The organism is Pseudoxanthomonas beigongshangi, from assembly GCF_016820515.1.
GTDB lineage: Bacteria > Pseudomonadota > Gammaproteobacteria > Xanthomonadales > Xanthomonadaceae > Pseudoxanthomonas_A > Pseudoxanthomonas_A beigongshangi.
This window is the reverse complement of the sequence record NZ_JADHDV010000027.1, coordinates 1-22622: the sequence shown is the minus strand read 5'-3', so window position 1 is coordinate 22622 and position 22622 is coordinate 1. Positions and strand designations below refer to the sequence as shown.

The 22622-nt window shown below is 68.9% G+C and carries 25 protein-coding genes and 1 other RNA gene; 12 read left to right on the top strand and 14 right to left on the bottom strand.

Annotation, left to right across the window (positions count from 1 at the left end; translation table 11 throughout):
* Nucleotides 1-53 precede the first annotated feature (53 nt).
* The gene (locus tag IQ458_RS16630) at nt 54-1310 is read right to left on the bottom strand and encodes a 6-phosphofructokinase (protein ID WP_183644450.1); all 1257 of its coding nucleotides are present in this window, start codon (nt 1308-1310) and stop codon (nt 54-56) included.
* 121 nt (nt 1311-1431) lie between these two features.
* Here IQ458_RS16630 and IQ458_RS16625 point away from each other — a divergent pair, with 121 nt between their 5' ends.
* The 3 genes from IQ458_RS16625 (at nt 1432) to IQ458_RS16615 (ending at nt 4257) form a co-directional block, all read left to right on the top strand.
* Nucleotides 1432-2010 (top strand): adenylate kinase, encoded by a 579-nt coding sequence (locus IQ458_RS16625; protein ID WP_183644447.1) that lies wholly within the window; start codon nt 1432-1434, stop codon nt 2008-2010.
* 253 nt (nt 2011-2263) lie between these two features.
* The gene (gene mpl, locus IQ458_RS16620) at nt 2264-3592 is read left to right on the top strand and encodes a UDP-N-acetylmuramate:L-alanyl-gamma-D-glutamyl-meso-diaminopimelate ligase (protein WP_203323525.1); all 1329 of its coding nucleotides are present in this window, start codon (nt 2264-2266) and stop codon (nt 3590-3592) included.
* 92 nt (nt 3593-3684) lie between these two features.
* Nucleotides 3685-4257, top strand: coding sequence for an LON peptidase substrate-binding domain-containing protein (locus tag IQ458_RS16615; RefSeq protein ID WP_192197262.1), 573 nt, complete (start codon nt 3685-3687; stop codon nt 4255-4257).
* Between the two features lie 6 nt (nt 4258-4263).
* On the opposite strand, the gene IQ458_RS16610 is transcribed toward IQ458_RS16615, so the two are convergent.
* Complete coding sequence (locus tag IQ458_RS16610) at nt 4264-6294, bottom strand: bifunctional DedA family/phosphatase PAP2 family protein (protein ID WP_203323508.1); 2031 nt, start codon at nt 6292-6294, stop codon at nt 4264-4266.
* Nucleotides 6295-6483: 189 nt separating this feature from the next.
* Here IQ458_RS16610 and IQ458_RS16605 point away from each other — a divergent pair, with 189 nt between their 5' ends.
* The 6 genes from IQ458_RS16605 to IQ458_RS16580 all read left to right on the top strand — a co-directional run bounded on the left by IQ458_RS16605 (nt 6484) and on the right by IQ458_RS16580 (nt 10644).
* Entirely contained in the window at nt 6484-7305 is an 822-nt protein-coding gene (locus IQ458_RS16605) for an SDR family oxidoreductase (RefSeq protein WP_183644438.1), read from the top strand.
* Entirely contained in the window at nt 7305-7733 is a 429-nt protein-coding gene (locus tag IQ458_RS16600; protein ID WP_183644435.1) for an HIT family protein, read from the top strand. Before IQ458_RS16605 ends, IQ458_RS16600 begins: the two co-directional genes overlap by 1 nt.
* Before the next feature lie 47 nt (nt 7734-7780).
* Nucleotides 7781-8188: a DoxX family protein gene (locus IQ458_RS16595; RefSeq protein WP_183644432.1), complete on the top strand. Its 408-nt coding sequence runs from the start codon at nt 7781-7783 to the stop codon at nt 8186-8188.
* Nucleotides 8189-8215: 27 nt separating this feature from the next.
* Nucleotides 8216-8638 (top strand): VOC family protein, encoded by a 423-nt coding sequence (locus IQ458_RS16590; protein ID WP_203323507.1) that lies wholly within the window; start codon nt 8216-8218, stop codon nt 8636-8638.
* A 101-nt stretch (nt 8639-8739) separates the two neighbouring features.
* Entirely contained in the window at nt 8740-9273 is a 534-nt protein-coding gene (locus tag IQ458_RS16585; protein ID WP_141454023.1) for a cysteine hydrolase family protein, read from the top strand.
* A 141-nt stretch (nt 9274-9414) separates the two neighbouring features.
* Nucleotides 9415-10644 carry an acetylornithine transaminase gene (locus IQ458_RS16580; RefSeq protein ID WP_192197825.1) on the top strand — a complete coding sequence of 410 codons (1230 nt, stop codon included), beginning with the start codon at nt 9415-9417 and terminating at the stop codon, nt 10642-10644.
* A gap of 135 nt (nt 10645-10779) precedes the next feature.
* Here IQ458_RS16580 and IQ458_RS16575 read toward each other — a convergent pair whose 3' ends face one another.
* The 3 genes from IQ458_RS16575 to thiE all read right to left on the bottom strand — a co-directional run bounded on the left by IQ458_RS16575 (nt 10780) and on the right by thiE (nt 13443).
* Nucleotides 10780-11397 (bottom strand): HAD family hydrolase, encoded by a 618-nt coding sequence (locus tag IQ458_RS16575; protein ID WP_192197826.1) that lies wholly within the window; start codon nt 11395-11397, stop codon nt 10780-10782.
* Entirely contained in the window at nt 11397-12689 is a 1293-nt protein-coding gene (hemL, locus tag IQ458_RS16570) for a glutamate-1-semialdehyde 2,1-aminomutase (protein WP_192197265.1), read from the bottom strand. The genes IQ458_RS16575 and hemL overlap by 1 nt, the downstream gene beginning before the upstream one ends.
* A gap of 109 nt (nt 12690-12798) precedes the next feature.
* Nucleotides 12799-13443 carry a thiamine phosphate synthase gene (gene thiE, locus IQ458_RS16565; RefSeq protein WP_203323506.1) on the bottom strand — a complete coding sequence of 215 codons (645 nt, stop codon included), beginning with the start codon at nt 13441-13443 and terminating at the stop codon, nt 12799-12801.
* 65 nt (nt 13444-13508) lie between these two features.
* Here thiE and IQ458_RS16560 point away from each other — a divergent pair, with 65 nt between their 5' ends.
* Nucleotides 13509-13700, top strand: a complete 192-nt coding sequence (locus tag IQ458_RS16560) for a rubredoxin (protein ID WP_141454019.1) — start codon at nt 13509-13511, stop codon at nt 13698-13700.
* Nucleotides 13701-14003: 303 nt separating this feature from the next.
* Here the strand turns inward: IQ458_RS16560 and IQ458_RS16555 are convergent, their stop codons facing one another.
* The 9 genes from IQ458_RS16555 to IQ458_RS16515 all read right to left on the bottom strand — a co-directional run bounded on the left by IQ458_RS16555 (nt 14004) and on the right by IQ458_RS16515 (nt 20570).
* Entirely contained in the window at nt 14004-14852 is an 849-nt protein-coding gene (locus IQ458_RS16555; protein ID WP_192197266.1) for a SirB1 family protein, read from the bottom strand.
* Between the two features lie 38 nt (nt 14853-14890).
* A complete protein-coding gene (locus IQ458_RS16550) occupies nt 14891-15352 on the bottom strand; it encodes a DUF192 domain-containing protein (RefSeq protein WP_183644415.1) in 462 nt (153 codons plus the stop codon).
* Between the two features lie 34 nt (nt 15353-15386).
* On the bottom strand, nt 15387-16049 hold the full coding sequence (gene rpiA / locus IQ458_RS16545) for a ribose-5-phosphate isomerase RpiA (RefSeq protein ID WP_183644412.1): 663 nt from the start codon (nt 16047-16049) through the stop codon (nt 15387-15389).
* Nucleotides 16046-16516 (bottom strand): EVE domain-containing protein, encoded by a 471-nt coding sequence (locus IQ458_RS16540; RefSeq protein WP_183644409.1) that lies wholly within the window; start codon nt 16514-16516, stop codon nt 16046-16048. The genes rpiA and IQ458_RS16540 overlap by 4 nt, the downstream gene beginning before the upstream one ends.
* On the bottom strand, nt 16513-17115 hold the full coding sequence (locus tag IQ458_RS16535; protein ID WP_203323505.1) for a 5-formyltetrahydrofolate cyclo-ligase: 603 nt from the start codon (nt 17113-17115) through the stop codon (nt 16513-16515). Before IQ458_RS16535 ends, IQ458_RS16540 begins: the two co-directional genes overlap by 4 nt.
* Nucleotides 17116-17458: 343 nt before the next feature.
* Nucleotides 17459-17645: non-coding RNA, 6S RNA (gene ssrS, locus IQ458_RS16530), on the bottom strand.
* A gap of 89 nt (nt 17646-17734) precedes the next feature.
* Nucleotides 17735-18034 (bottom strand): cell division protein ZapA, encoded by a 300-nt coding sequence (locus IQ458_RS16525; RefSeq protein WP_203323504.1) that lies wholly within the window; start codon nt 18032-18034, stop codon nt 17735-17737.
* Nucleotides 18031-18252, bottom strand: a complete 222-nt coding sequence (locus IQ458_RS16520; RefSeq protein WP_141454012.1) for a TIGR02449 family protein — start codon at nt 18250-18252, stop codon at nt 18031-18033. Before IQ458_RS16520 ends, IQ458_RS16525 begins: the two co-directional genes overlap by 4 nt.
* A 59-nt stretch (nt 18253-18311) precedes the next feature.
* Nucleotides 18312-20570, bottom strand: coding sequence for a putative bifunctional diguanylate cyclase/phosphodiesterase (locus tag IQ458_RS16515; protein WP_183644399.1), 2259 nt, complete (start codon nt 20568-20570; stop codon nt 18312-18314).
* A gap of 137 nt (nt 20571-20707) precedes the next feature.
* Here IQ458_RS16515 and IQ458_RS16510 point away from each other — a divergent pair, with 137 nt between their 5' ends.
* Both IQ458_RS16510 and IQ458_RS16505 read left to right on the top strand, forming a co-directional pair.
* Nucleotides 20708-21259, top strand: a complete 552-nt coding sequence (locus IQ458_RS16510; protein ID WP_183644395.1) for a UPF0149 family protein — start codon at nt 20708-20710, stop codon at nt 21257-21259.
* A complete protein-coding gene (locus IQ458_RS16505; RefSeq protein ID WP_183644392.1) occupies nt 21259-22581 on the top strand; it encodes an aminopeptidase P N-terminal domain-containing protein in 1323 nt (440 codons plus the stop codon). The genes IQ458_RS16510 and IQ458_RS16505 overlap by 1 nt, the downstream gene beginning before the upstream one ends.
* The last annotated feature ends 41 nt before the right edge of the window (nt 22582-22622 follow it).

Sequence of the window (22622 nt, the reverse complement as noted above, 5' to 3'; positions counted from 1 at the left end):
AAACGAGCAGGAAGACGGCGCCACGATGTTTCATCGCGGACGCCATCTCCCGCTCACCCCTCCCACTTCGGCAGCTTCTGCTTCACCGCCACGTTCTTCAGCGCGACGTACTTCGGCAGGCCGTCGCGGCCGAACTCGGGATAGGCCTCGCCGCGGATCAGCGGCTCCAGGTATTTGCGCGCGGCGGCGGTGATGCCGTAGCCGTCCTTACGCAGGAAGCCGTTCGGCATCTTCTTTTCGTGGTTGGCGACTTTTTCCAGCGGCGCGGCTTCGATCTTCCAGCGGTACGGCGCGTCGGACGTGCGCACGATCACCGGCATCACCGCGTTCTGTCCCTTCAGCGCGTACTGGACCGCGGCCTTGCCGACCGCCTGGGCCTGTTCCCAGTCGGTCTTCGAGGCGATGTGGCGGGCCGAGCGCTGCAGGTAGTCGGGCAGGGTCCAGTGGACCTTGAAGCCCAACTGGTCCTTGACCCGGCCGGCCAGATAGGACGCCACGCCGCCGAGCTGGGTGTGCCCGAACGAATCCTTGCCGCCGCCGGCGTCGGCGACGAAGCGGCCGTCGGCGTGCTGGATGCCCTCGCTGGCCACCACCACGCACCAGCCGACCTTGGCCACGACCTTCTTCACCTGGGCCAGGAACGCCGTCTCGTCGTAGGCGCGCTCCGGGAACAGGATGATCTGGGGCGCGTCGTCCGGCGACTGCCCGGCCAGGCCGGCGGCCGCGGCCAGCCAGCCGGCGTGGCGGCCCATGGCCTCGTACACGAACACCTTGGTGGAGGTCTCGGCCATCGCCGCCACGTCCAGCGCCGCCTCGCGCACGGATACCGCGGTGTACTTGGCGGCCGAACCGAAGCCCGGGCAGGTGTCGGTGACGGCCAGATCGTTGTCGACCGTCTTGGGCACGCCGATGCAGGTCAACGGGTAGTCGAAGGCCTTGGCCAACTGCGACACCTTGAGCGCGGTATCGGCCGAGTCGTTGCCGCCGTTGTAGAGGAACCAGCGCACGTCGTGGGCCTTGAATACCGCCAGCAGGCGTTCGTAGCGGGCGCGGTCGGCCTCCAGCGACTTCAGCTTGACCCGGCAGGAGCCGAACGCGCCACCGGGGGTCTGGGCCAGCGCGCGGATGGCCGCGGCGGACTCCTTGCTGGTGTCGATCAGCTCCTCGCGCAGGGCGCCGAGGATGCCGTTGCGGGCCGCCAAGACCTTGATTTTACGGGCGCGTGCCTCGCCGATAACGGCCGCGGCGGTGGCGTTGATGACGGCGGTGACACCGCCGGACTGCGCATAAAGTAGGGTGCCCTGGGACATGGGGGGTACGTTCCGGGTTGCTGGGATGCGGTAAGCTTCACACAGATGACGCGGTGCAGCGAGGCGCGGGGGATCCCGCCGCCCGGCACCGCCAGCAGGATTCTAGTTCGGGAGTTACACAATGCGATTGGTTCTACTGGGCCCCCCCGGGTCGGGCAAGGGCACTCAGGCGGCGCGTCTGAAGGAATATCTGCAGGTTCCCCACATTTCCACCGGTGATCTGCTCCGCGCGGAAGTCGCGGCGGGCACGCCGCTGGGCGTGCAGGCCAAGGAAATCATGGCGCGCGGCGATTTCGTCAGCGACGAGATCCTGCTGGGCATGCTGGAGGATCGGTTCGCCCGTCCGGACACCGCCAACGGTTTCATCCTCGACGGCTACCCGCGCAACCTGGTCCAGGCCGACGCTCTGGGCGTGCTGCTGGAGCGGATCCGCCAGCCGATGGATTTCGCGGTGCAGCTGGAAGTCCCCACCGATCTGCTGGTGGAACGCATCGCCGGCCGCGCCAAGGCCGAAGGCCGCGACGACGATTCCCCGGACGTGGTCCGCAACCGTCTGGACAAGTACACCAGCCAGACCGCGCCGGTCATCGAGTACTACCGCCAGCACGGCCAGCTCACCGTCGTCGATGGCGTCGGTTCGCTGGACGAGGTGTTCAGCCGCCTGATCGAAGCGTTGGCGCCGGCCAAGGAAGTCGGCTGAGGCCGGCTTCCGCACGGCTGCGGCCGCTGAGTGATTGCATGGCGGCCCACCGCGAGGCGGCGGAACGCCGCTGATAACGCGCTCCCTGTCTCACCGGCCCGGGCCTCCCGCCCCGGTTGCATCGTCCGTGCGCCGGGCCACACCGCCGCTGGCGCACCGGCGTGCCGAAAGGGGAGCACTGGGCTAAAGTCTCGTCGTTCACCACGGAAACGTCGTCTTGAAGATCCACATTCTGGGAATTGCCGGCACGTTCATGGGCGGCGTGGCCGCGCTCGCCCGCGAGCTGGGGCACGAGGTCGAAGGCAGCGACCAGGCAATCTACCCGCCGATGTCCACGCAGTTGGAGAACCTCGGCATCGCGCTGGCGCAGGGTTACCAGGCAAACAACATCTCGCCGGACTGCGAGGAGATCGTCATCGGCAACGCGCTCTCGCGCGGCAACGACGCGGTCGAGGCGGTGCTGGACGAGGGCCGCCGCTACACCTCCGGCGCGCAGTGGCTGTCCGAGCGCGTGCTGCCCGGCCGCGACACCCTTGCGGTGGCCGGCACTCACGGCAAGACCACCACCACCACCATCCTGACCTACCTGCTGGAAGCGGCCGGACGCTCGCCGGGTTTCCTGATTGGCGGCGTGGCGGAGGACTTCGGCGTGTCGGCGCGGGTGGGCCAGGGCCGCGAGTTCGTGGTGGAGGCGGACGAGTACGACACCGCGTTCTTCGACAAGCGCAGCAAGTTCGTCCACTACCGGCCGCTGGTGGCGATCCTCAACAACCTGGAATACGACCACGCCGACATCTTTCCCGACGTGGCCGCCATCCAGCGCCAGTTCCATCATCTGGTCCGCACGGTGCCGCGCCGCGGCCGCCTGATCGTCAACGGCGAGGATGCGCGCCTGGCCGAAGTGCTGGCGATGGGGTGCTGGACGCCGGTGGAACGATTCGGCTTCGATCCCGCGCTGGAATGGAGCGCGCGCTTGATCCGCGAGGACGGCAGCGTCTTCGCCGTGCGCCACCAGGGCCGCGAACTCGGTGAAGTGCGCTGGCCGCTGCTGGGCCGCCACAACGTGCTCAACGGACTGGCCGCGCTGGCCGCGGTGAACGCGGTCGGCGTGGACCCGGAGACGGTGATGCCGGCGCTGGCGCATTTCCGCAGCGTCAAGCGGCGGCTGGAAGTCATCGGCGAGGCGGACGGCATCACCCTGTACGACGATTTCGCCCACCATCCCACCGCCATCCACACGACCCTGCAAGGACTGCGGGCGAAGGTGGGCGACGCGCGCATCGTGGTGGCGATGGAGCCGCGCAGCAATTCGATGCGGTTGGGCGCGCACGCCGATGCGCTCGCGCCATCGCTGGCGCTGGCCGACGCGGTGGTGTTCCTGCACCGGCCGGAATTGCCGTGGGACGCCGGCAAGGTGGTCGACGCGATCCGCGGCGACGCGCGCACGGTGCCGGACGTGGAGGCGTTGATCGCCGCGCTGCGGTCGATCGCGCGCCCGGGCGACCACGTGGTGTTCATGTCCAACGGCGGCTTCGACGGCGCGCCGCGCCGCTTCCTGGCGGCGCTGCGGGAAACCGCGTAGGGTGGATCCCGCCCCACCACCGCCCAGTGTCGATGACTGTTCCGTGGATGGATTCCGATACGCCACCCTGGACCGTGGTTGACGGAGATCCGATGACCGAAATCCTGCCGTTGTTCCCCCTGCATGCCGTGTTGTTGCCCGGTGCGGGCCTGGGCTTGCGGGTATTCGAGCGGCGGTATCTGGACCTGGTGCGCGACTGCGGGCGATCCGGTCGTGGTTTCGGCATCTGCCTGATCCTGGAAGGCGAGGAAGCGGGGCAGCCCGCGGTGCCGGCCGCCTACGGCACCGAGGCCATGATCGAGGACTTCGATACCGGCCCCGACGGCCTGCTCGCCCTGCGCGTGCGCGGCGCGCGCCGGTTCCGGGTCATCCGCACCCGCGTGCGCGACAACGGCCTGGTGATGGGCGAAGTGCAGTGGTGCGAGCCCGAGCCCGACGACGAACTGCAACCCCAGCACGGCCTGCTGGCAACGCTGCTGCAGAGCCTGCTCGAACAGGCCGGCGCGGATCTGGCGCGGATCACCCCGGCGCAGATGGACAGCGCCGCGTGGGTAGGATGGCGGTTGGCGGAACTGCTTCCGCTCAGCGCGCAGCAGCGGGCGATGCTGCTGCAGGAAGACAATCCGCACGTGCGCCTGGATCGGCTGCTCGCGGCGATCGCCTGATCAGGCTCAAGGTTTCCTGGCGGCAGGTTCCGGCGGAGCGGTCGGCACGGCATCCGCGCGTACGCGCAGCACCGGCAGTTTCGATTGCGGGTGCGGTTCGATCCGGTGCTGCATCGGCGCGGTGGCGGCACTCACCGCGAGCAGTGCCGCATCGGCTTCGCGCAACGGGCGCCACACGCCCACCAGCCGGAACGCCTGCTGGTGCTTCAACACCTGCGCACTGCCGATCCACAGCGGGGTGTCGCCCGGTTGCAGCAGCGTGTTCGCCGGCCACAGCCGCAGCACGAAGCGCAGGCCGGGCTGGGCGCCGTCGCGCACCATCAGCAGGCTCTCGGCGCGGGTATCCAGGGTGGCCGGCAGCACCGGCTGCTCGGCCGGGGACAGATCGGTATCCAGCAGGTTGAGCGCGTCCTCCCAGCCGGCCTGCGGCTGCGCCCGCCAGCCGGCCGCTTCCAGTCGCGCCTGCAGCGGCGCCAGCGGCCCGGCCACCTGCACGTCCAGCGGCCAGCGCTGTTCGTCGTCGAACTCGTTGCGGCGCGCCGGCAGTCGTTGCCAGCCTTCCCGCCACCAGTCGTCCATCGCCATCGCCCGCACCATCACCGGGGTCTCGAACTGCGCCAGCATGCGATCCACGTTGCGCGGCGCGTGCCACAGCGCGGCGACGGCGAAGGCGCCGTAGAACAGCCAGCCCAACGGGGTGATCCAGAACGAGCGCACCATGCGCCGCCGGTAGGCGATGCCCAGCACCAGCAGCCAGACGATGCCGAACAGCATGCCGCCGATGATGTCGCTGAGCCAGTGCGCGCCCAGGTAGATGCGGGCGAAGCCGATCAGCGCCACCACTATTCCCGAGACCAGGTACGGCCAGACCCGCTGGCGGCCCGGCAGTTCGCGCGCGATCAGCACCGCGAAGAAACCGAAGGTGATGGTCGCCATCGTCACCGCGATGGACGGGAAGCCGAAACCGCTGCTGACCGACGGCGGCTTGGGAATATCGACCGAGGCGCCGAGCCACGCGGTCAGCGCGAGGCCGAACGCCAGCGCGGCCAGCCAGTGCGCCGCCGCCATCCAGCGTCGGCGCCAGCACAGGTAGACCAGCACCAGCAGCGAGGCCGGCGCCAGCACCTGCTCGTCGCCGAGCGAGGCGATCGCGGCCAGCGGCTGGTCGGCCAGCGGATTGCGCAGCACCTGCATCAGTTCGTGCACGGCCAGATCGATGCCCAGCGGCTCGCCGTGGCCGATGACGATGACCAGGAAGGCGAACCACACCCAGACGATCGCCAGCAGCAGGATCGCCAGCAGCGCCAGCGGCACCGACTCGCGGCGCCCGGGATCGAACACCGCCGCCGAATAGCGGCCAATGACCGGATGCGCGTGCGACCAGGCCAGCGCGCGCGCCAGCAGCGCATCGGCATGGGCGGCGAACCAGCGGTAGCTGTACAGCACCAGCGCCCAGGCCAGGGCCAGCACCACCAGCAACAGGCCCAGCACCAGGCCCAGGCGGCCGGCGACCGCGGCCACCGCGTCGTAGGCGTGCCCGAATATCCAGCCCGGCAGCAGGAACAGGGCCGCCCACGAAACCGCCGCCAGCAGGCTGGCCGGCAGGTAGCGCTTCATCGGCATCCGCAGCATGCCGGCCACCGCCGGCACGAACGGCCGGATGGGACCGACGTAGCGGGCGATCAGGATGCTCTTGATGGCGTTGCGGCGGAACAGCACCTCGCCCCGGTCCAGCAACTGCGGATAGCGGCTGAAAGGCCAGTGACGGCGCAGTTGCGGCCCCCAGCGGTGGCCGACCCAGAAACTGGTGCCGTCGCCGGCCAGCGCGCCGATGGCGGCGCAGATCAGCGCATAGGGGCCGGAGATCTCGCCCAGGCCGATCAGCACGCCGACCGCGAACAGCAGCGGCAGCGCCGGCACGATGGCGCCCAGGATGATCACCGCGTCGCAGAAGGCGATCGCGAAGATCACCGCCCCCGCGGCCACCGGATGTGCGCTGATCCAGGCCAGCAGCGAGTCGAACCAGGACGGATTCATCGCCCGGATTATAGGCGGCCGTTCATGACTGGCATCCCGTCTGATGGGCGTGGACTTTCAACGTGAAACGTGGCTGGCGGCGTGCTCCCGGCCCCGTATCCGGACGCTTCGTCCCGCCGCCGCCGGCCCGCCGCCCGGCCGGGGTATCCTGAAAGGCATCCCATTTCCATCGGCGGACGCAGGACTTCCATGGCCAGCTTGCAGGGCAAGACTCTCTTCATCACCGGCGCCTCGCGCGGCATCGGCCTGGCGATCGCCCTGCGCGCGGCGCGCGACGGCGCCAACGTGGCGATCGCGGCCAAGTCCTCGGTCCCCAATCCGAAGCTGGCGGGCACCATCCACAGCGCGGCGCAGGCGGTCACCGAGGCGGGCGGGCAGGGCCTGGCGCTGAAATGCGACATCCGCGAGGAGGACGACGTGCGCGCGGCGGTGGCCGCGACCGTGGACGCCTTCGGCGGCATCGACATCCTGGTCAACAACGCCAGCGCCATCTGGCTGGCCGGCGTGCTGGACACGCCGATGAAGCGCTTCGACCTGATGAACCAGGTCAATGCGCGCGGCAGTTTCCTGTGCGCGCAGGCGTGCCTGCCGTACCTGCGCCAGGCGGCCAATCCGCACATCCTCACCCTGGCGCCGCCGCCGTCGCTGGATCCGCGCTGGTGGACACCGCACACCGGTTACACCCTGGCGAAGATGGGCATGAGCTTCGTGACCCTCGGCCTGGCCGGCGAGTTCGGTCCGCAGGGCGTGGCGGTCAACGCGCTGTGGCCGCGCACGATCATCGCCACCGACGCCCTGAACATGATTCCCGGCGTCGAGATTCCACGTTGCCGTACCCCGGCCATCGTCGCCGACGCCGCGCATGCCGTGCTCACCCGGCCGGCGGCGGGTTTCCACGGGCATTTCCTGATCGACGAGAACGTGCTGCGAGAAGCCGGCGTCGAGGATTTCTCCGGCTACGCCGTGGACCCTTCCCAGCCGCTGTTGCCGGACCTGTTCCTGGATCCCTGATGACGTGCATCTTCTGCGCCATCCTCGAAGGTCGGGCCGCGGCCAGCCGGGTGGCCGAGGATGCCGATGTGGTGGCGTTCCTGGATCTGCGCCAGCCGGTTCCGGGGCATGTGCTGGTGGTGCCGCGCGCGCATGTCGAGACGATCTACGAACTGGCGCCGGACACCGCCGCCGCGCTGATGCGGATGGCGGTGCGGGTCGCACAGGCGCTGCGGGCGGAACTCGATCCACCCGGCCTCAACCTGTGGCAGTCCAACGGCCACGCCGGCGGGCAGGAAGTCCCGCACGTGCATCTGCATGTGCAGCCACGCCAGCATCGCGATGGCCTGTTCCGGCTGTATCCGCAGGGGCTGCCGGCACCGGCGGCGCGCACCGATCTGGATGGGCTGGCCGCGCGCCTGCGTCCGCACTGCCATATCGCTTCCTGAAGGTCCAGGCCACTTTTCCAGAACGTCTTTTCCACCGGAGCATCCCGATGACCGCCGACGCCGCCTCCTTCCGGCAAGGACTGACCCTGATCCGCTGCGTGCTGGCGGCGTTGCTCTTCATCCATGGCGCGGCCCGCCTGGGCGCGGGAGGCGTTGCACCGTTCGGACAGTTCCTGGACGCGCAAGGGTTTCCCTTCGGCGCGGGTATCGCCTGGTTCATCACCGGGTTCGAACTCTCCGCTACCCTGCTGCTCGCCTGGGGTCGCTGGGTGACCCCGCTGGCGCTGGTGTTCGCCGTCATCTACGCCTGCGGCATCTGGCTGGTGCACGCGCAGGAAGGCTGGTTCGTGGTCGGCCTCGGCCGCAACGGCATGGAGTACAGCGTGCTGATCCTGGCCTGCCTGCTCGGCCTGGCCTGGGCCTGCCGGCCCCGGCGTTCCGCCATCCCCCATTGAACCGCAACAACGATTCACGAGAACGACATGAAATACCTGCACGCGATGATCCGCGTCCACGATCTGGACGCCACCAGCAAGTTCTTCACCGAGGGCCTGGGCCTGCGCGAGACGCGCCGCATGGACAACGAGGCCGGCAAGTTCACCCTGGTCTACTTCGGCGCGCCGGCCAATCCCGAGTCGGAAATCGAACTGACCTACAACTGGGGTTCGGACGAGGACTACGGCAGCGCCCGCAACTTCGGCCACCTGGCCTTCGAGGTCGACGACATCTACGCCACCTGCGCGCACCTGCAGTCGCTGGGCATCACCATCAACCGCCCGCCGCGTGATGGCCGCATGGCGTTCGTGCGCACGCCCGATCTGATTTCCATCGAGCTGTTGCAGAAGGGCGCGGCATTGCCGCCGCAGGAGCCGTGGATGTCGATGGCAAACGTCGGCGTATGGTGAACGCGACCTCGATGATGGCGGTCGCGGGCACGCGCGACGCACTTGGATTCGCCATCCAGATCGGGGAAGCTGTGCTCCCGCGATGACACGACGGATGCATGATGAGCCTGGCACTGCTGGTGATTGATGTGCAACGTGGATTGTTCGAGACCAGCCCGCCACCGGCCGACGCGGACGGCGTGATCGCCGGCATCAATGCGCTCGCCGGGCGCGCACGCTCGCGCGGCGTGCCGGTGATCCACGTGCAGCACGAGCGCGCGGGCGGGATGGAGCCGGAATCGTCCGGCTGGCAACTGGATCCGCGGCTCGACGTCGTCGATGGCGATCGCCGCATCCGCAAGAGCACGCCGGATTCGTTCCTGCGTACCGGGCTGGACGAAGTGCTGGCTTTCCTGGGCGTGGAGGAACTGGTGATCTGCGGCTACGCCACCGAGTTCTGCGTCGATACCACCACCCGCAGCGCGGCCGCGCACGGCTATGCCGTGACGCTGGCGGCGGACGCGCACACCACCCATGACAAGGCGCACGCCAGCGCCGCGCAGATCCGCACGCACCACAACGCCACCCTGCCGGACATCACCAGTTTCGGACCGCGGATCCGGGCGGTGCCGGCCGACGCGATCGATTTCGCCTGATCCGCAACGCCCGTTCCGGCGCATCCCGGCGCGAACCTTGCCGACGCCGCCGGGGATGACGGCGCCGGCGGCCCGCGGGGACCGCCGATCGGGGGGAAATCAGCGACAATATCGCTCTTGTCCCGCCCGCCCGCCGACGCCATGACCGCCAGCCCCGCCTCCGAACTGCTCGCCAAGGGCAAGCAGTACTACCTGCCCATCTATCGCCAGCGCGAGCTGATCCTGGATCGTGGCCAGGGCGCGCGCATCTGGGACAGCGAAGGCCGCGAATACATCGATCTGTCCGCCGGTATCGCCGTGTGCGGCCTGGGCCACAACGATCCCGATCTGGTGGAGGCGCTGGTCGAGCAGGCCGGCAAGCTGTGGCACACCAGCAACGTCTTCCATAGCGAGCCGCCGTTGCGCCTAGCCGAGGAACTGGTGGCCTCGTCGCGCTTCGCCAGCCGCGTGTTCCTGTGCAATTCCGGCGCCGAGGCCAACGAGGCGGCGATCAAGCTGGTGCGCAAGTGGGCAGCCGGTCAGGGACGGGCGCCGGACAAGCGCGTCATCGTCACCTTCCGTGGCAGCTTCCATGGCCGCACGCTGGCGACGGTGACCGCGACCGCGCAGCCCAAGTACCAGGAAGGCTACGAACCGCTGCCCGGCGGTTTCCGCTATGTAGATTTCAATGACCTCACCCAGCTGGAAATCGCGATGGCGGCCGGTGATGTCGCCGCGGTGATGCTGGAACCGATCCAGGGCGAGGGCGGGGTGATGCCGGCCGCGCCCGGCTTCCTCAGCGCGGTGCGCGAGCTGTGCGATCACCACGGCGCGCTGCTGGTACTGGACGAGATCCAGTCCGGCATGGGCCGTACCGGCACCCTGTTCGCGCACTGGCAGGATGGCGTGACCCCGGACATCGTCACCCTGGCCAAGGCGCTGGGCGGCGGCTTCCCGATTGGCGCGATGCTGGCCGGCCCGAAGGTGGCCGAGGCGATGCAGTTCGGCGCGCACGGCACCACCTTTGGCGGCAATCCGCTGGCCGCGGCGGTGGCGCGGGTCGCGCTGCGCAAGCTGGCCGCGCCGGCCATCGCCAACAACGTCGCCCGCCAGTCGGCGGCGCTGCGCAAGGCGCTCGCCGAGATGGACGCCGAACTGGGCCTGTTCTCGCAGGTGCGCGGCCGTGGCCTGATGCTCGGCGCGGTGCTGAAGCCGGCCTTCGCCGGACGCGCCGGCGAAATCCTCGACCTGGCCGCCGCGCAGGGCGTGCTGCTGCTGCAGGCCGGCCCGGACGTGCTCCGTTTCGTGCCGGCGCTGAACATCCACGACGACGAGCTGGCCGAGGGCTGCAAGCGCCTGCATGCCGCGCTGCGCCAGTTTGTGGGGAAGTAGGCGCACAACCGATTGCTCCCCTTGTGGGAGCGACGTCAGTCGCGAAGCTTCTGCGCGTGTGCCGACAGCAGCTCGTTGGACGGCAATCGCGACTTACGTCGCTCCCACAACACAGGCCGGAATGCACGCTGGGTTTCAGGCCAACCGGTAACGCCTGAACACCTGCCGCAGGCTGGCGGCATCGGTGACGGTTTCCGCGTGCAGGCCCACGCTGCGGGCGCCCTGGACATTGGCGAACACATCGTCGACGAACAGCGTGCGCGCGGCGTCCCATCCCAGTTGCGCCAGCGCCAGCGTGTAGATGCGCGGCTCCGGCTTGCGCAGCTGCAGGGCGCCGCTGCAGATCACGCGGCCTTCCAGGCGCGGATGGATGGGCGCGACGATGCGCGGGATGGCCCGGGCCATCAGCAGGCCGTTGTTGGTGAGCACGCCCAGTTCCAGGCTGGCGTCGAGGGCCAGGATCTGGTCCAGTACCGCCGTGTCGGCGTGGCTGCCGGCCATCCGCGAGGCAATCCAGGTGTCTTCGTCGATCGCCCGGGCGATGCCTTCGCCCAGGCGCGACAGATACAGCTCCGTGCTGATCCGGCCACCGTCGTACTCGGTTTCCAGGCCTGAGGTGAACAGCACCTCGCGCACGCGTTCATGCTCCGCGCCGGCGTGGGCGGCCAGGTGGGCGATACGCTGTTCGTGATGGTAGTGCGCGAGCACGCCATCGAAGTCGAACAGCACCCGTTCGATCCGCGGCGGCACCATCATCCGGCGGCCACCACCTTGAATGCCTCGCGCGCGGCGGCGACGGTCTGCTCGATGATCGCGGCGTCGTGCGCGCTGGACATGAAGCCGGCCTCGAACGCCGAAGGCGCCAGGAACACCCCGCGTTCCAGCATCGCGTGGAAGAAGCGGTTGAACGCGCCGATGTCGCAGGCCACGGCCTGCGCGTAGGTGTCCACGTACTGGTCGGTGAAGAACATGCCGAACATCGCGCCGACGCGGGTGGTGGAGAACGGCACGCCGGCTTCGCGCGCGGCGGCCTCCAGGCCATCGCAGAGCGCATTCGTCGCGTCCGCCAGGCCGGCGTGGAAACCCGGCGCCTGGATCAGTTCCAGCATCGCCAGGCCGGCGGCCATCGCCACCGGATTGCCGCTGAGCGTGCCGGCCTGGTAGATCGGGCCGGCCGGGGCGATCTGCGAGAGCAGTTCGCGGCGGCCACCGTAGGCGCCCACCGGCATGCCGCCGCCGATGACCTTGCCGAAGGTGGTCAGGTCCGGGGTGATGCCGTAGTGCGCCTGCGCGCCGCCGAGGGCGACGCGGAAGCCGGTCATCACCTCGTCGAAGATCAGCAGCGCGCCGTGCCGCGTGCACAGCGCGCGCAGATGCTGGAGATAGCCTTCGCGCGGCGGCAGGCAGTTGGCATTGCCGACCACCGGCTCGATGATCAGGCAGGCGATTTCGCTGCCGTATTGCTCGAACAGCGCGGTCGCGCCCTCGAAGTCGTTGTAGCTCAGGGTCAGGGTCAGCTCGCTCAGGCCTGCGGGCACGCCGGGCGAAGTCGGCACGCCCAGGGTCAGCATGCCGCTGCCGGCCTTGACCAGGAACGAATCGCCATGGCCGTGGTAGCAGCCTTCGAACTTGACGATCCGGTTGCGGCCGGTGGCGCCGCGCGCCAGCCGGATCGCCGACAGCGTGGCCTCGGTGCCGGAGTTGACCATGCGCACCATTTCGCAGGAGGGCACCAGGCGGGTGATGGTCTCGGCCATGGTGACCTCGGCCGGGCACGGCGCGCCGAACGACAGCCCGTTCTGGATGGCGGCCTGGACCGCTTCGCGCACAGCCGGATGGTTGTGGCCGACGATCATCGGTCCCCACGAACCCACGTAGTCGATGTAGCGGTTGCCGTCCACGTCATGCAGGAAGGCGCCGTCGGCGCGCTGCACGAAGAAGGGCTCGCCGCCGACCGACTTGAACGCGCGCACCGGCGAGTTGACGCCGCCGGGAAGCAGTTGCTGGGCGCGGGAGAACAGGGCGTGGGACTGATCGTGGTTCATCTGGATTCCAAACAGGCAGGAGGGCGTCCGGTGGGAGCGGCCTGGACCGCGAAGGAACGCCGGGGAAAGCTTCATCGCGACGGGCGTCGCTCCCACAGCAGGCCGCCGGTCAGGCGGCGAGGCTTCGCCGGTAGGCGCGCACCGCCCCGATGGGGTCGGTGGCCTCGAACACGCCGCCGATGACCGCCACCAGATCGGCTCCGGCGGCGACCAGGGCAGGTGTATTGTCCGGGGTTATGCCGCCTATCGCCACCCGCGGCACGCCCAGAACGGCGGCGTCGGCCAGCAGCGCGGGCGTGGCCCGACGCGTGGTGGCCTTGCTGCGGGTGGGGAAGAACGCGCCGAACGCCACGTAGTTGGCGCCCGCGGCGACCGCGCGCCGGGCGCGATCGAGTTCGTCATAGCAGGATGCGCCGACGATGGCCGCCTCGCCCAGCAACGCGCGGGCGGCGGCGATGTCGCCGTCGTCCTCGCCCAGGTGCACGCCGGCCGCGTTCACCGCCAGCGCCAGCGCCGCGTCGTCGTTGATGATCAGCGGCACGCCGGCACGCGCGCACAGCGCCTGCAGCGCGCTCGCCTGCTGGCCGCGCAGCGCCGCGTCGGTGCCCTTGTGCCGGTATTGGAGCCAGGTGACACCTTCGGCGAGCAGCGGTTCCACCCGCGCCAGCAGCCGCGCGGTGTCGGCCTCGTCGGGGGTGATCAGGTACAGGCCGCGCGGCGCGGGGCCGCCGCCGGCGGGCCAGGGGGAATTCATCGGCGAAACTTCCGGTGCGGGAACGGGAGTGGGACAATGGACGGCCCACCGACCCGCATTATCCGATGACCGACGCCACCGCCACCACCTACCGCACCTGGATGTGCGTGGTCTGCGGCTTCCTCTACGACGAGGCGGAGGGGCTGCCGGAAGAGGGCATTGCCCCCGGCACCCGCTGGGAGGACATTCCCGACACCTGGACCTGCCCGGACTGCGGCGTGACCAAGGACGATTTCGAGATGGTCGAGGTGCCGTAGCGCCGGGTTTGCCTGCCCTGGCGCGATGCCGGGAACGGGCGAGTCGGGGACGTGTGTCAACTCCAGGGCAGCGGAGCAAGCTCCGCTCTACATGACGCGCAGAGGAAGATCCTGCTCCGGGAGCCCCCTTTGCAAAAAGGGGGCGGGCGCCTGCGAAGCAGGTGACGGGGGATTTTGCTCTCCGCACCCAAAGCCAAATCCCCCTTAATCCCCCTTTTTCAAAGGGGGAGAAAAGACAAAAGCTTTGAATCCCGAATCCCGGCTTTCAACGGCCGCACGGCCGGTCATCCCGAATCCCGGCCCTCAATGCATCCTCGCCGGCGGCGTGGCATTCAGTTCCACCAGGCGTTCGCGCAGTTCGACCGCGTCGGTGGCTTCGGGAGCCAGTTGCAGGTAGCGCGCGAGGTCCTGGCGGGCCCCGCCGAGGTGTTCCATCTTCAGGTAGGCCATGCCGCGATCGCGCAGGGCGTCGGCCTGGTCGGGAATCAGCTTGAGCACGCGGTCGGCGCTGCGCGCGGCGCGATCCCATTCGTCGCGTTCGGCGTACACGCCGTGCAGATTGCGCAGCACGCGCACCAGGATGGCGCGATGGCTGGCCGGGTCCAGGATGCGCAGCAGCGCGTTGTCGTCGGGAATGTCGCCGCCCAGGTGCGGTCGGGCCCGCTCGCGCAGTTCGTCGGCGCCGAGCGGGCGGCCGCCGTTGAACGGATCCATCACCAGCAGGCCATCGTCCACCGGCAGGCGGACCAGGAAGTGACCGGGAAATGACACCCCGTCCAGCGGTACGCCGAGCCGGCGCGCGACTTCCATCTGCACCATCGCCAGCGAGATCGGATTGCCCAGGCGGCGTTCGAACACCTGGTTGAGATAGCTGTTGCGCGGGTCGTAGTACTGCTCGTGGTCGCCGCTGTAGCCGAGTTCGTCGAACAGGTGGCGATTGATCGCGGCCATCTTCAGCGGCCATGCCGCGATGGCGTCGATTTCCGCGCGCAGGTGCGAGACGTGGCCCTGCACCATCGTGTCATACGCATCCGCGTCGAGATCGGGGTACTCGTCGCGCGCGATCAGCAGCGCGGTTTCCAGCAGCGGCAGCGCCTCGTCGGCGCGGGTCGCCAGGCTGTTCCAATCCGGCAATGTGAGGCGATCCCCCATGACGCCAGACTGCGGCCAATTTCCGCCGCGATCAAGCCCTAGCGGGCGGGCGCGATATCCTTGCCCAGATGCAGTTCAGCCCCGTCCTGCAGCTTCAGGCGCTCGGCTTCGCCCGCATTCAGTTCCAGCACGTAGCGTGCCGGCGCGTTGCTCGGATAGGACGGGCAGGCGTCGCCGGCCGAGCAGGGCGGGGTGTCACGACGCTGGGCGACCAGCTTGCGTTCGTCGTCGAAATACAGGATGTCCAGCGGGATGCGGGTGTTCTTCATCCAGTACGCCTGCGGTTCCTCGCGGTCGTGGATGAACAGCATGCCGGTGCCGTCGGCCAGCACGTCGCGGAACATCAGCCCGCGCGCGCGCTCGGCGTCGTCGTCGGCGATTTCCACCTGGTAGCGCTGGCCGCCGATTTCCACCCAGCGCCCGTCGGCGCTGGCGCATCCGCTCAACGCCAGCGACGCGGCGACGGAAAGCAGGCCGGTGACGAGAATACGGTTGAGCATGCGGAGCCTCCTGCGGCGCGGGCGGAAAAGGGGATTACAGCACCTGCGGCGGCTCGCCGCCGATGATCACCACGTCCGCCGGGCGGCGCGCGAACAGGCCGACGCTGACCACGCCCGGGATCTGGTTGAGTTCGCGTTCCAGGCCGACCGGATCGACGATGGACAGGTTGTGCACGTCCAGGATCCAGTTGCCGTTGTCGGTGGTCACGCCGTCGCGCCAGACCGGCTGGCCGCCGGTCATCGCCAGGATCTCGCGCGCCACCAGGCTGCGCGCCATCGGCACGACCTCGACCGGCAGCGGGAACTTGCCCAGCACCGGCACCTGCTTGATCGGGTCGATGATGCAGACGAACTTACGGCTGGCCTCGGCGATGATCTTCTCGCGGGTCAGCGCCGCGCCACCGCCCTTGATCAGGCGCTTGTGCGGATCGCACTCGTCGGCGCCATCCACGTACAGGGACAGGGTGCCGGTGGCGTTGAGATCCATGACTTCGATGCCATGCCGGCGCAGGCGCTCGGTGCTCTGCTCGGAACTGGACACCGCGCCGGCGATGCGATCCTTGATCCGCGCCAGCGCATCGATGAAGTAGGCCACGGTGGAACCGGTGCCGACGCCGACGATCATGCCGTCCTCGACGAAATCGATGGCCTTTTCGCCGGCCAGGCGCTTGTGTTCGTTCTGCGACACGACGGTCATTCCATGGAGAGGAGGTGTTTCCACTGCGCGGCGGTGACCGGCAGGACGGACAGGCGGTTGCCGCGGGCGATCAGGGCGAAGCCGTCGCCGAGGGCGTCGGCCTGCTGCTTGATCTCGTCCAGCGGGATGGTGCGCTTGAGCTTGCGTTCGAAGGCGACGTCGACCAGCACCCAGCGCGGTTCCTCGGGCTTGCTCTTGGGGTCGTAGTAGTCGCTCTTCCTGTCGAACTGGGTCGGATCCGGATAAGCCGCGCTGGCCACCTTGGCGACGCCGACGATGCCCGGCACCGGGCAGTTGGAGTGGTAGAACAGCACGCCGTCGCCCACCTGCATGCCGTCGCGCATGAAATTGCGCGCCTGGTAGTTGCGCACGCCGTTCCACGGTTCCACGCCCACCTTCCGCAAGTCGTCGATGGAGAAGGCATCCGGCTCGGATTTCATCAACCAGTAGCGCTTGCGTGCGGTCATGCGGGCATTCCGTGGGGGCTGCGGGACGGGAACAGGGTCTGGCTTTCGGTGCAGATGGCGTCCACCTGCACATCCCAGGCAGCGGGCGCCAGGGTGTCGATGCGCTGGGCGGAGAAACCCACTCCGACCAACCAGGGCGGCGGGTTCGAGCGCTGGCGGAAAGCGAAACTGCGATCGTACCAGCCGCCTCCCATGCCCAGCCGGTGGCCCTCGCCATCGAAGCCCACCAACGGCATTAGCACCAGCGCCATTTCCGTCGGATCCAGCGCCGAGGCGGGCTCGACGTCGGGCTCGGGAATGCCGAAGCGGTTGGTGACCAGCGCATCGCCGGGACGCCAGGGCGCGAAGCCCAGGGTATTGTCCGCGCGCAACACCGGCAGGCAGTAGACCAGGCCCACGGGCAGGCGCAACTGCCAGTTGTGCAGGCCGATTTCACCGTCCATGGCCCAGTAGCCGGCGGCATAGCCGGATGCGGGCAGGAAGGGCAGCGCGCGCAGCCGCTCGGCCAGCGCATCGGCGGCGGCGATGCGTTGCGCGGCGGGAATCGCCCGGCGGCGCTGGCGCAGTTCGCGCCGGAGCGCGTCGCGATCTGAACTCATGAGAGCGGGCGGGACGAATCCATGGCCCGGAATTTTAAGCCAAGCGGCCGGTTCCGGGTCGTTTGCCGGACGGTACCGTCAACGGGGGAGCGGGACACGCCGTCCGCGCGCGGAGCGGATGCCGCCAGGCCGAGACCGCCAGGACCCGGAAACGCGCGAACGGCGGGTGGCGCGGCGCGGGTGCCACGCGGGCATGACAGCACGGGAATGGCAGCAGCGCCGTCAGTCGCGGCCGCGGGAGGACGGTCCGGATACGACGGCTTCGTCGCGAAGCAATCCGGCAGAAGGTGGATGGCAAGACCGGCCGGGTCGCGACTGACGGCGCTGCTGCGCTGGAAAAAATACGTCCTCCGCCATGGCGATGCTCGCGAAACGACCTTGAACCCGGGGTTCAAGTGGGAAGGCTGGATATCCATCGGGCTTCCCGCTGCGAAGGCGGACCTGCACTCCCGGCTACCGTTGCCATCCCGTGGTCGTCATTAAGGGACAAGGCGAATGTTTGCGCGCGCTGTCGTTCACAGCAGAGGACGCGGCGCCAGTATAGCGGCCCGTCGGAAATTGCCTAGTCCGTTCGTCGGCACAATTCAGTCGCGGTTCGCGACGCCGCGCGATCACCGCACTAACGCGGTGCGTCGAGTACTTCGTCCAGCCTGCGGTGCAGATCGTCGAGCGCGCGCGAGAATTCGCGATCGCGCAAATGGCGCTCGTCGCGCAATTGTTGCAATTCGTGTGCCAGGTTCAGTGCGGCCAGGACCGCGACCCGGTCCACCGCCGCCATCCGGTTGCTGCCGCGCACTTCGCGCATCTTGCTGTCCAGCAGCTTGGCGGCGGCCATCAGGCTGCTGCGTTCCTCCGGCTCCACGCCGACGGTGTACTCGCGATCGAGGATGTGGATGCTGACCGGCTCGTTGGCGCTCACGTGTGCTGCTCCAGGGACTTCAGGCGGCTGATCATCGCTTCCACCCGCGAGCGGGCCTGTTCGTTCTTGGCCAGCAGTTGCGAACGCTCGCCGACCAGTTGTTCCTGCTGGTGGCGCAGGCTGCGGTTCTCGTCGGCCAATTGCTGGCAACGATCGGCCAGCGCCTGGATGCGCGCGGAGAGGCGTCGAATCTGTTCCAGCGGGTCGGCGTTGTCCATGGGCGGCACGATAGGGGCGGGGCCGGAGGCCGGTCAAGGGCGTCCGGCGGGCGCCCCGTTCAGGAGACCGCGCGGATGCCCGAACCGGGGTAGTACTCCTGGATGAACTGCAAACACTGTTCCGGTTCCAGCGCCCGCGAAACCCAGTGGCCCTGCACCTCGTCGCAGCCGTGATCGCGCAGGAATTCGAACTGGTCGTAGGTTTCAACGCCCTCGGCGATGACCTTCAGCGCCAGCGAACGGCCCATGGTGATGATGGTGCTGGTGATGGCGGCGTCGTCGCTGTCGTCGGGCAGATCGCCGATGAACTCGCGATCGATCTTCAGGGTGGTCAGCGGCAGCCGCTTCAGGTAGGCCAGCGAGGAATAGCCGGTGCCGAAATCGTCGATGGCCAGGGAAATGCCGAGCCGCCGGCAGGCGCGCAGGGTGTCGGCGTTCTGTTCCGGGTTGGCCATGACCACGCTCTCGGTGAGTTCCAGTTCCAGCCGATCGGCGGGAATGCCGGTCTCGGCCAGGATCCGCGCCAGCACCGCCGGCAGGTCGCCGCGCTGCAACTGCATCGCCGAGATGTTGACCGCCACGGTCAGTTCTTCCAGCCCGCGATCGTGCCAGCTGCGCATGATCCGGCAGGATTCGCGCAGGGCCCATGCGCCAATCTCCAGGATCAGGCCGGACTCCTCCGCCAGCGGGATGAACTGCGCCGGCGACACCATGCCGAACTCCGGGCTGTCCCATCGCATCAGCGCTTCCACCGCGGTGATCCGCTGCGGGGTGATCGCCAGCCGCGGCTGGAACACCAGCGACAGCTCGTTGCGCTCCAGCGCGCGCCGCAGCGCGCTGGCAAGGATGGCGCGATGGCGGGTCTTCTCGTCCATCGATTCCGAATACACCTGGTAGGTGTGCCGGCCCATGGCCTTGGCCTGGTACATCGCGGTGTCGGCGTGCTTGAGCAGTTCGGTCGGCACCTGCGCGTGCTGCGGGTACAGGCTGATGCCGATCGAAGGCGACACCGACATTTCCAGGCGTTCGCCGAAGTTCAGCGGAGTGCGGAAGGCTTCGATGATCTGCTGGGCGATCCGCTCGGCGTCCTGCAGCGAGTCGATGTCCTCCAGCACCACCGTGAACTCGTCGCCGCTCAGGCGCGCGACGGTGTGCTGGGCGCCGACGGTCTGCTGCACACGCGAGGCGGCCGCGCGCAGGATGCGGTCGCCGGTGGCATGGCCGAGCGAATCATTGATGTCCTTGAAGCGGTCCAGATCGATGAACAGCACCGCGACGTGACCCTGCTCGCGCCGCGCTCGGACAATCGCGCGCGACAGCCGCTCGGACAGCAGCGAGCGGTTTGGCAGGCTGGTCAGGGTGTCGTAGTTGGCCAGGTAGCGCAGTTCCTGCTCGGCGCGCTTCTGCTCGGTGATGTCGGTCAGCACCTGCACGTACAGCTGGCGTTCGCCGGACGCGTCGGGCACCACGTTGGTCTCGATCCGGCAGAGGATTTCCTCGCCGTCCTTGCGCACCTTCCACACTTCGCCGGACCAGTGGCCGGTATGCAGCAGCTCGGCGTTCATGCGCTCGAAGAACGTCTCGTCGTGCTGGTCGCTGTCCAGCATCCGCGCCGGCCGGTCGAGCACTTCGTCCTCGTTGTAGCCGGTGATGCGGGTGAAGGCGGGATTGATGGTGATGAAGTGGTGCGCCCAGTCCAGCACCGCCACCGCTTCGTTCATGCTGCGCATCACTTCGCCGGCGATGCGGTGTTCGTACTCGGCGTTGCGGCTGAGCGTGATGTCGCGGGCGGTGCCGGCGATGCGGACCGGGCGTCCTTCCGGATCGCGCTCGACCACGCGACCGCGCGCGCGCACCCAGATCCAGTTGCCGTTCTGGCCCATGTCCATGCGGTGCTCGGACATGAACAATGGCGCCTTGCCCTGCAGGTGCAGGCGCAGGCGTTCCATCACCAGCGGCATGTCGTCGGGATGGATCGGCGGCACTTCGCCATGGCGGGTGAACACGGTAATGTCGGAGGAATGCAGGGCGGTCTCGTCCGCGCGCATCCGGTACAGCTTGCGCTGGACCAGGTCGTAGTCCCAGAAGTGCTCGCCCGAGGCCCACAGCGCCAGCTTCAGGCGTTCGTCGCGGGTGCGGGTGGACTCGGTGCGCAGGGGTTCCGGTGGCGCGCGCCGGGCATCCAGCCACGGTCGCCAGTAGCGGCGGGTGGCGACCAGCGCGACCCCGGCCAGTACCAGCAGCGCCACCGCCAGCAGCGGCAGGCGCGCCGACAGCGGCCAGCTGGGATGCGTCACGGCGGCGAGTGCGCAGAGCATGAAGTCGCTGGGAGCCGTCCGGAGCCTGGAGATGGGCCAGTGTAGGGGCGGGTGAACAGGCACAACAAGCGGCCCGGGGGCAATTCATTGCTACACTTCGGGATCTGTCCGACTCCGTTCGCGGATTGCGTTAGTCCATGTCTCACCAGCCGTCCGATCTCCCTTCCTACGCCGAAATCGGCGAAGCCTCGCGCCGGGAACACCTGGCCGCCGACCCCGCCGAACTCCACGGCGCGCTGTGTGGCTGGCTCGCCGGCGGCGGCGCGGACGTGGCCGACTGGCCCGCGCGCGCGCTGGCGGATCCGCAGTTGCCGACCCCGCAGCCGGAAAGCGCGCTGGATCGCCTGCGCACGGCCAGCGTGGCGCAACTGGAAGATCGCAGCTTCGCCTTCGAACTGCTGCTGCCCGACGAGACCAGCACCGTGGATCGCGCCGACGCGCTGTTCGCGTGGTGCCGGGGCTTCCTGGGCAGCTTCGGTTTGGCCGCGGGCGCCCATCCGCCGTTGTCGGAAGAGGGTGCCGAGGCGCTGCAGGACCTGGCCCGGCTGGCCCAGGCCAGCCCGGAGGGCGGCGACGACCAGGAAGACGAGGATGCGCTGTCCGAGATCGAGGAATACGTGCGCATCGCGGTGCTGCTGCTGCATGGCGATTGCGTGATGGGGCCGCGTCACCGCAAGCGGCTGAACTGATGAAGGCCGAGACCGGCCTGGCCGCGGCCGAGTTCGCCCGCCGTCGCAGGCAGTTGATGCGGATGGCCGGCAACGACGCCATCCTGGTGCTGCCGGCCGCGCCCGAGCGCGTGCGCAGCCACGACACCCATTACCCCTACCGGCAGGATTCGGATTTCTGGTACCTGTGCGGTTTTCCGGAACCGGAAGCGGTGCTGGTGCTTGTGCCCGGCCGCCGCCATGGCGAAACGCTGCTGTTCTGCCGCGAGCGCGATCCCGAGCGCGAGAGCTGGGACGGCCCGCGCGCGGGGCAGGAAGGCGCGGTCGAGCATTACGGGATGGACGATGCCTATCCGATCGAGGATCTGGACGAAATCCTGCCTGGCCTGCTGGAAGGGCGCTCGCGGGTGTATTACCACTTCGGGCGCGACGCCGATTTCGATCTCAAGTTGATCGGCTGGGTCCGCCACGTACGCGCGCAGGTGCGCCAGGGCGCGCAGCCGCCACACGAATTCCTCGAACTCGGCCACCTGTTGCACGACCTGCGCCTGTTCAAGTCGAAGGAAGAACTCAAGCTGATGCAGCGGGCCGCCGACATCAGCATCGAGGCGCACCGCGCGGCGATGCGCACGGTCCGGCCCGGCATCCACGAATACGAGCTGCAGGCGGACGTGGAGCGGGTGTTCCGCGCCAACGACGCCTGGCCGGCCTACGGCAGCATCGTCGGCGCCGGCGCCAATGCCTGCGTGCTGCACTATCGCGCCAACAACGGCGTCGCCCGGGACGGTGATCTGGTCCTGATCGACGCCGGCGCGGAGTTCCGCGGCTACGCCAGCGACATCACCCGCACCTTCCCGGTCAACGGCCGCTTCAGCCCGGCGCAGCGCGCGCTGCACGATCTGGTCGGGCAGGCCCAGCAGGCCGCGCTGGCGCAGGCGCAGCCGGGAGTGCCCTACGAAGCCGGCCACCTCGCCGCGGTCGAAGTGCTGACCGAAGGCCTACTGCGGCTGGGCCTGCTGAAGGGGTCGCTGGAGCGCAATATCGCCGAGGGCCACTACCGCCGCTTCTACCGGCACAAGACCGGCCACTGGCTGGGCCTGGACGTGCACGACGTCGGCGACTACCGCATCGAAGGCGAATCGCGGCTGCTGGAACCGGGCATGGTCTTCACTATCGAACCGGGTCTGTACGTATCGCCGGACGACACCAGTGTCGCGGAGAAGTGGCGCGGCATCGGCATCCGCACGGAAGACGACGTGGTCATCACCGCCGACGGCCACCGCGTGCTGACCGATGGGCTGGCACGCAGCGCCGAGGAAATCGAAGCGGCGATGGCCGGCTGAAACCCGTCCAGACCTCACCTGTGGTGTGGGAGCGACGTAAG

Excerpts from the sequence above, each read along its gene's own strand:
- IQ458_RS16540 (WP_183644409.1), bottom strand. The coding sequence starts at position 16,516 with ATGACCGCACGCAAGCGCTACTGGTTGATGAAATCCGAGCCGGATGCC.
- IQ458_RS16550 (WP_183644415.1), bottom strand. The coding sequence starts at position 15,352 with ATGCTCAACCGTATTCTCGTCACCGGCCTGCTTTCCGTCGCCGCGTCG.
- IQ458_RS16605 (WP_183644438.1), top strand. The coding sequence starts at position 6,484 with ATGGCCAGCTTGCAGGGCAAGACTCTCTTCATCACCGGCGCCTCGCGC.
- IQ458_RS16520 (WP_141454012.1), bottom strand. The coding sequence starts at position 18,252 with ATGGACAACGCCGACCCGCTGGAACAGATTCGACGCCTCTCCGCGCGC.
- IQ458_RS16615 (WP_192197262.1), top strand. The coding sequence starts at position 3,685 with ATGACCGAAATCCTGCCGTTGTTCCCCCTGCATGCCGTGTTGTTGCCC.
- IQ458_RS16560 (WP_141454019.1), top strand. The coding sequence starts at position 13,509 with ATGACCGACGCCACCGCCACCACCTACCGCACCTGGATGTGCGTGGTC.
- IQ458_RS16595 (WP_183644432.1), top strand. The coding sequence starts at position 7,781 with ATGACCGCCGACGCCGCCTCCTTCCGGCAAGGACTGACCCTGATCCGC.
- rpiA (WP_183644412.1), bottom strand. The coding sequence starts at position 16,049 with ATGACCGTCGTGTCGCAGAACGAACACAAGCGCCTGGCCGGCGAAAAG.
- IQ458_RS16630 (WP_183644450.1), bottom strand. The coding sequence starts at position 1,310 with ATGTCCCAGGGCACCCTACTTTATGCGCAGTCCGGCGGTGTCACCGCC.
- IQ458_RS16600 (WP_183644435.1), top strand. The coding sequence starts at position 7,305 with ATGACGTGCATCTTCTGCGCCATCCTCGAAGGTCGGGCCGCGGCCAGC.
- IQ458_RS16515 (WP_183644399.1), bottom strand. The coding sequence starts at position 20,570 with ATGCTCTGCGCACTCGCCGCCGTGACGCATCCCAGCTGGCCGCTGTCG.
- IQ458_RS16580 (WP_192197825.1), top strand. The coding sequence starts at position 9,415 with ATGACCGCCAGCCCCGCCTCCGAACTGCTCGCCAAGGGCAAGCAGTAC.
- IQ458_RS16510 (WP_183644395.1), top strand. The coding sequence starts at position 20,708 with ATGTCTCACCAGCCGTCCGATCTCCCTTCCTACGCCGAAATCGGCGAA.
- IQ458_RS16585 (WP_141454023.1), top strand. The coding sequence starts at position 8,740 with ATGAGCCTGGCACTGCTGGTGATTGATGTGCAACGTGGATTGTTCGAG.
- IQ458_RS16610 (WP_203323508.1), bottom strand. The coding sequence starts at position 6,294 with ATGAATCCGTCCTGGTTCGACTCGCTGCTGGCCTGGATCAGCGCACAT.
- IQ458_RS16535 (WP_203323505.1), bottom strand. The coding sequence starts at position 17,115 with ATGAGTTCAGATCGCGACGCGCTCCGGCGCGAACTGCGCCAGCGCCGC.
- hemL (WP_192197265.1), bottom strand. The coding sequence starts at position 12,689 with ATGAACCACGATCAGTCCCACGCCCTGTTCTCCCGCGCCCAGCAACTG.
- IQ458_RS16575 (WP_192197826.1), bottom strand. The coding sequence starts at position 11,397 with ATGGTGCCGCCGCGGATCGAACGGGTGCTGTTCGACTTCGATGGCGTG.
- IQ458_RS16625 (WP_183644447.1), top strand. The coding sequence starts at position 1,432 with ATGCGATTGGTTCTACTGGGCCCCCCCGGGTCGGGCAAGGGCACTCAG.
- thiE (WP_203323506.1), bottom strand. The coding sequence starts at position 13,443 with ATGAATTCCCCCTGGCCCGCCGGCGGCGGCCCCGCGCCGCGCGGCCTG.
- mpl (WP_203323525.1), top strand. The coding sequence starts at position 2,264 with ATGGGCGGCGTGGCCGCGCTCGCCCGCGAGCTGGGGCACGAGGTCGAA.
- IQ458_RS16555 (WP_192197266.1), bottom strand. The coding sequence starts at position 14,852 with ATGGGGGATCGCCTCACATTGCCGGATTGGAACAGCCTGGCGACCCGC.
- IQ458_RS16505 (WP_183644392.1), top strand. The coding sequence starts at position 21,259 with ATGAAGGCCGAGACCGGCCTGGCCGCGGCCGAGTTCGCCCGCCGTCGC.
- IQ458_RS16590 (WP_203323507.1), top strand. The coding sequence starts at position 8,216 with ATGAAATACCTGCACGCGATGATCCGCGTCCACGATCTGGACGCCACC.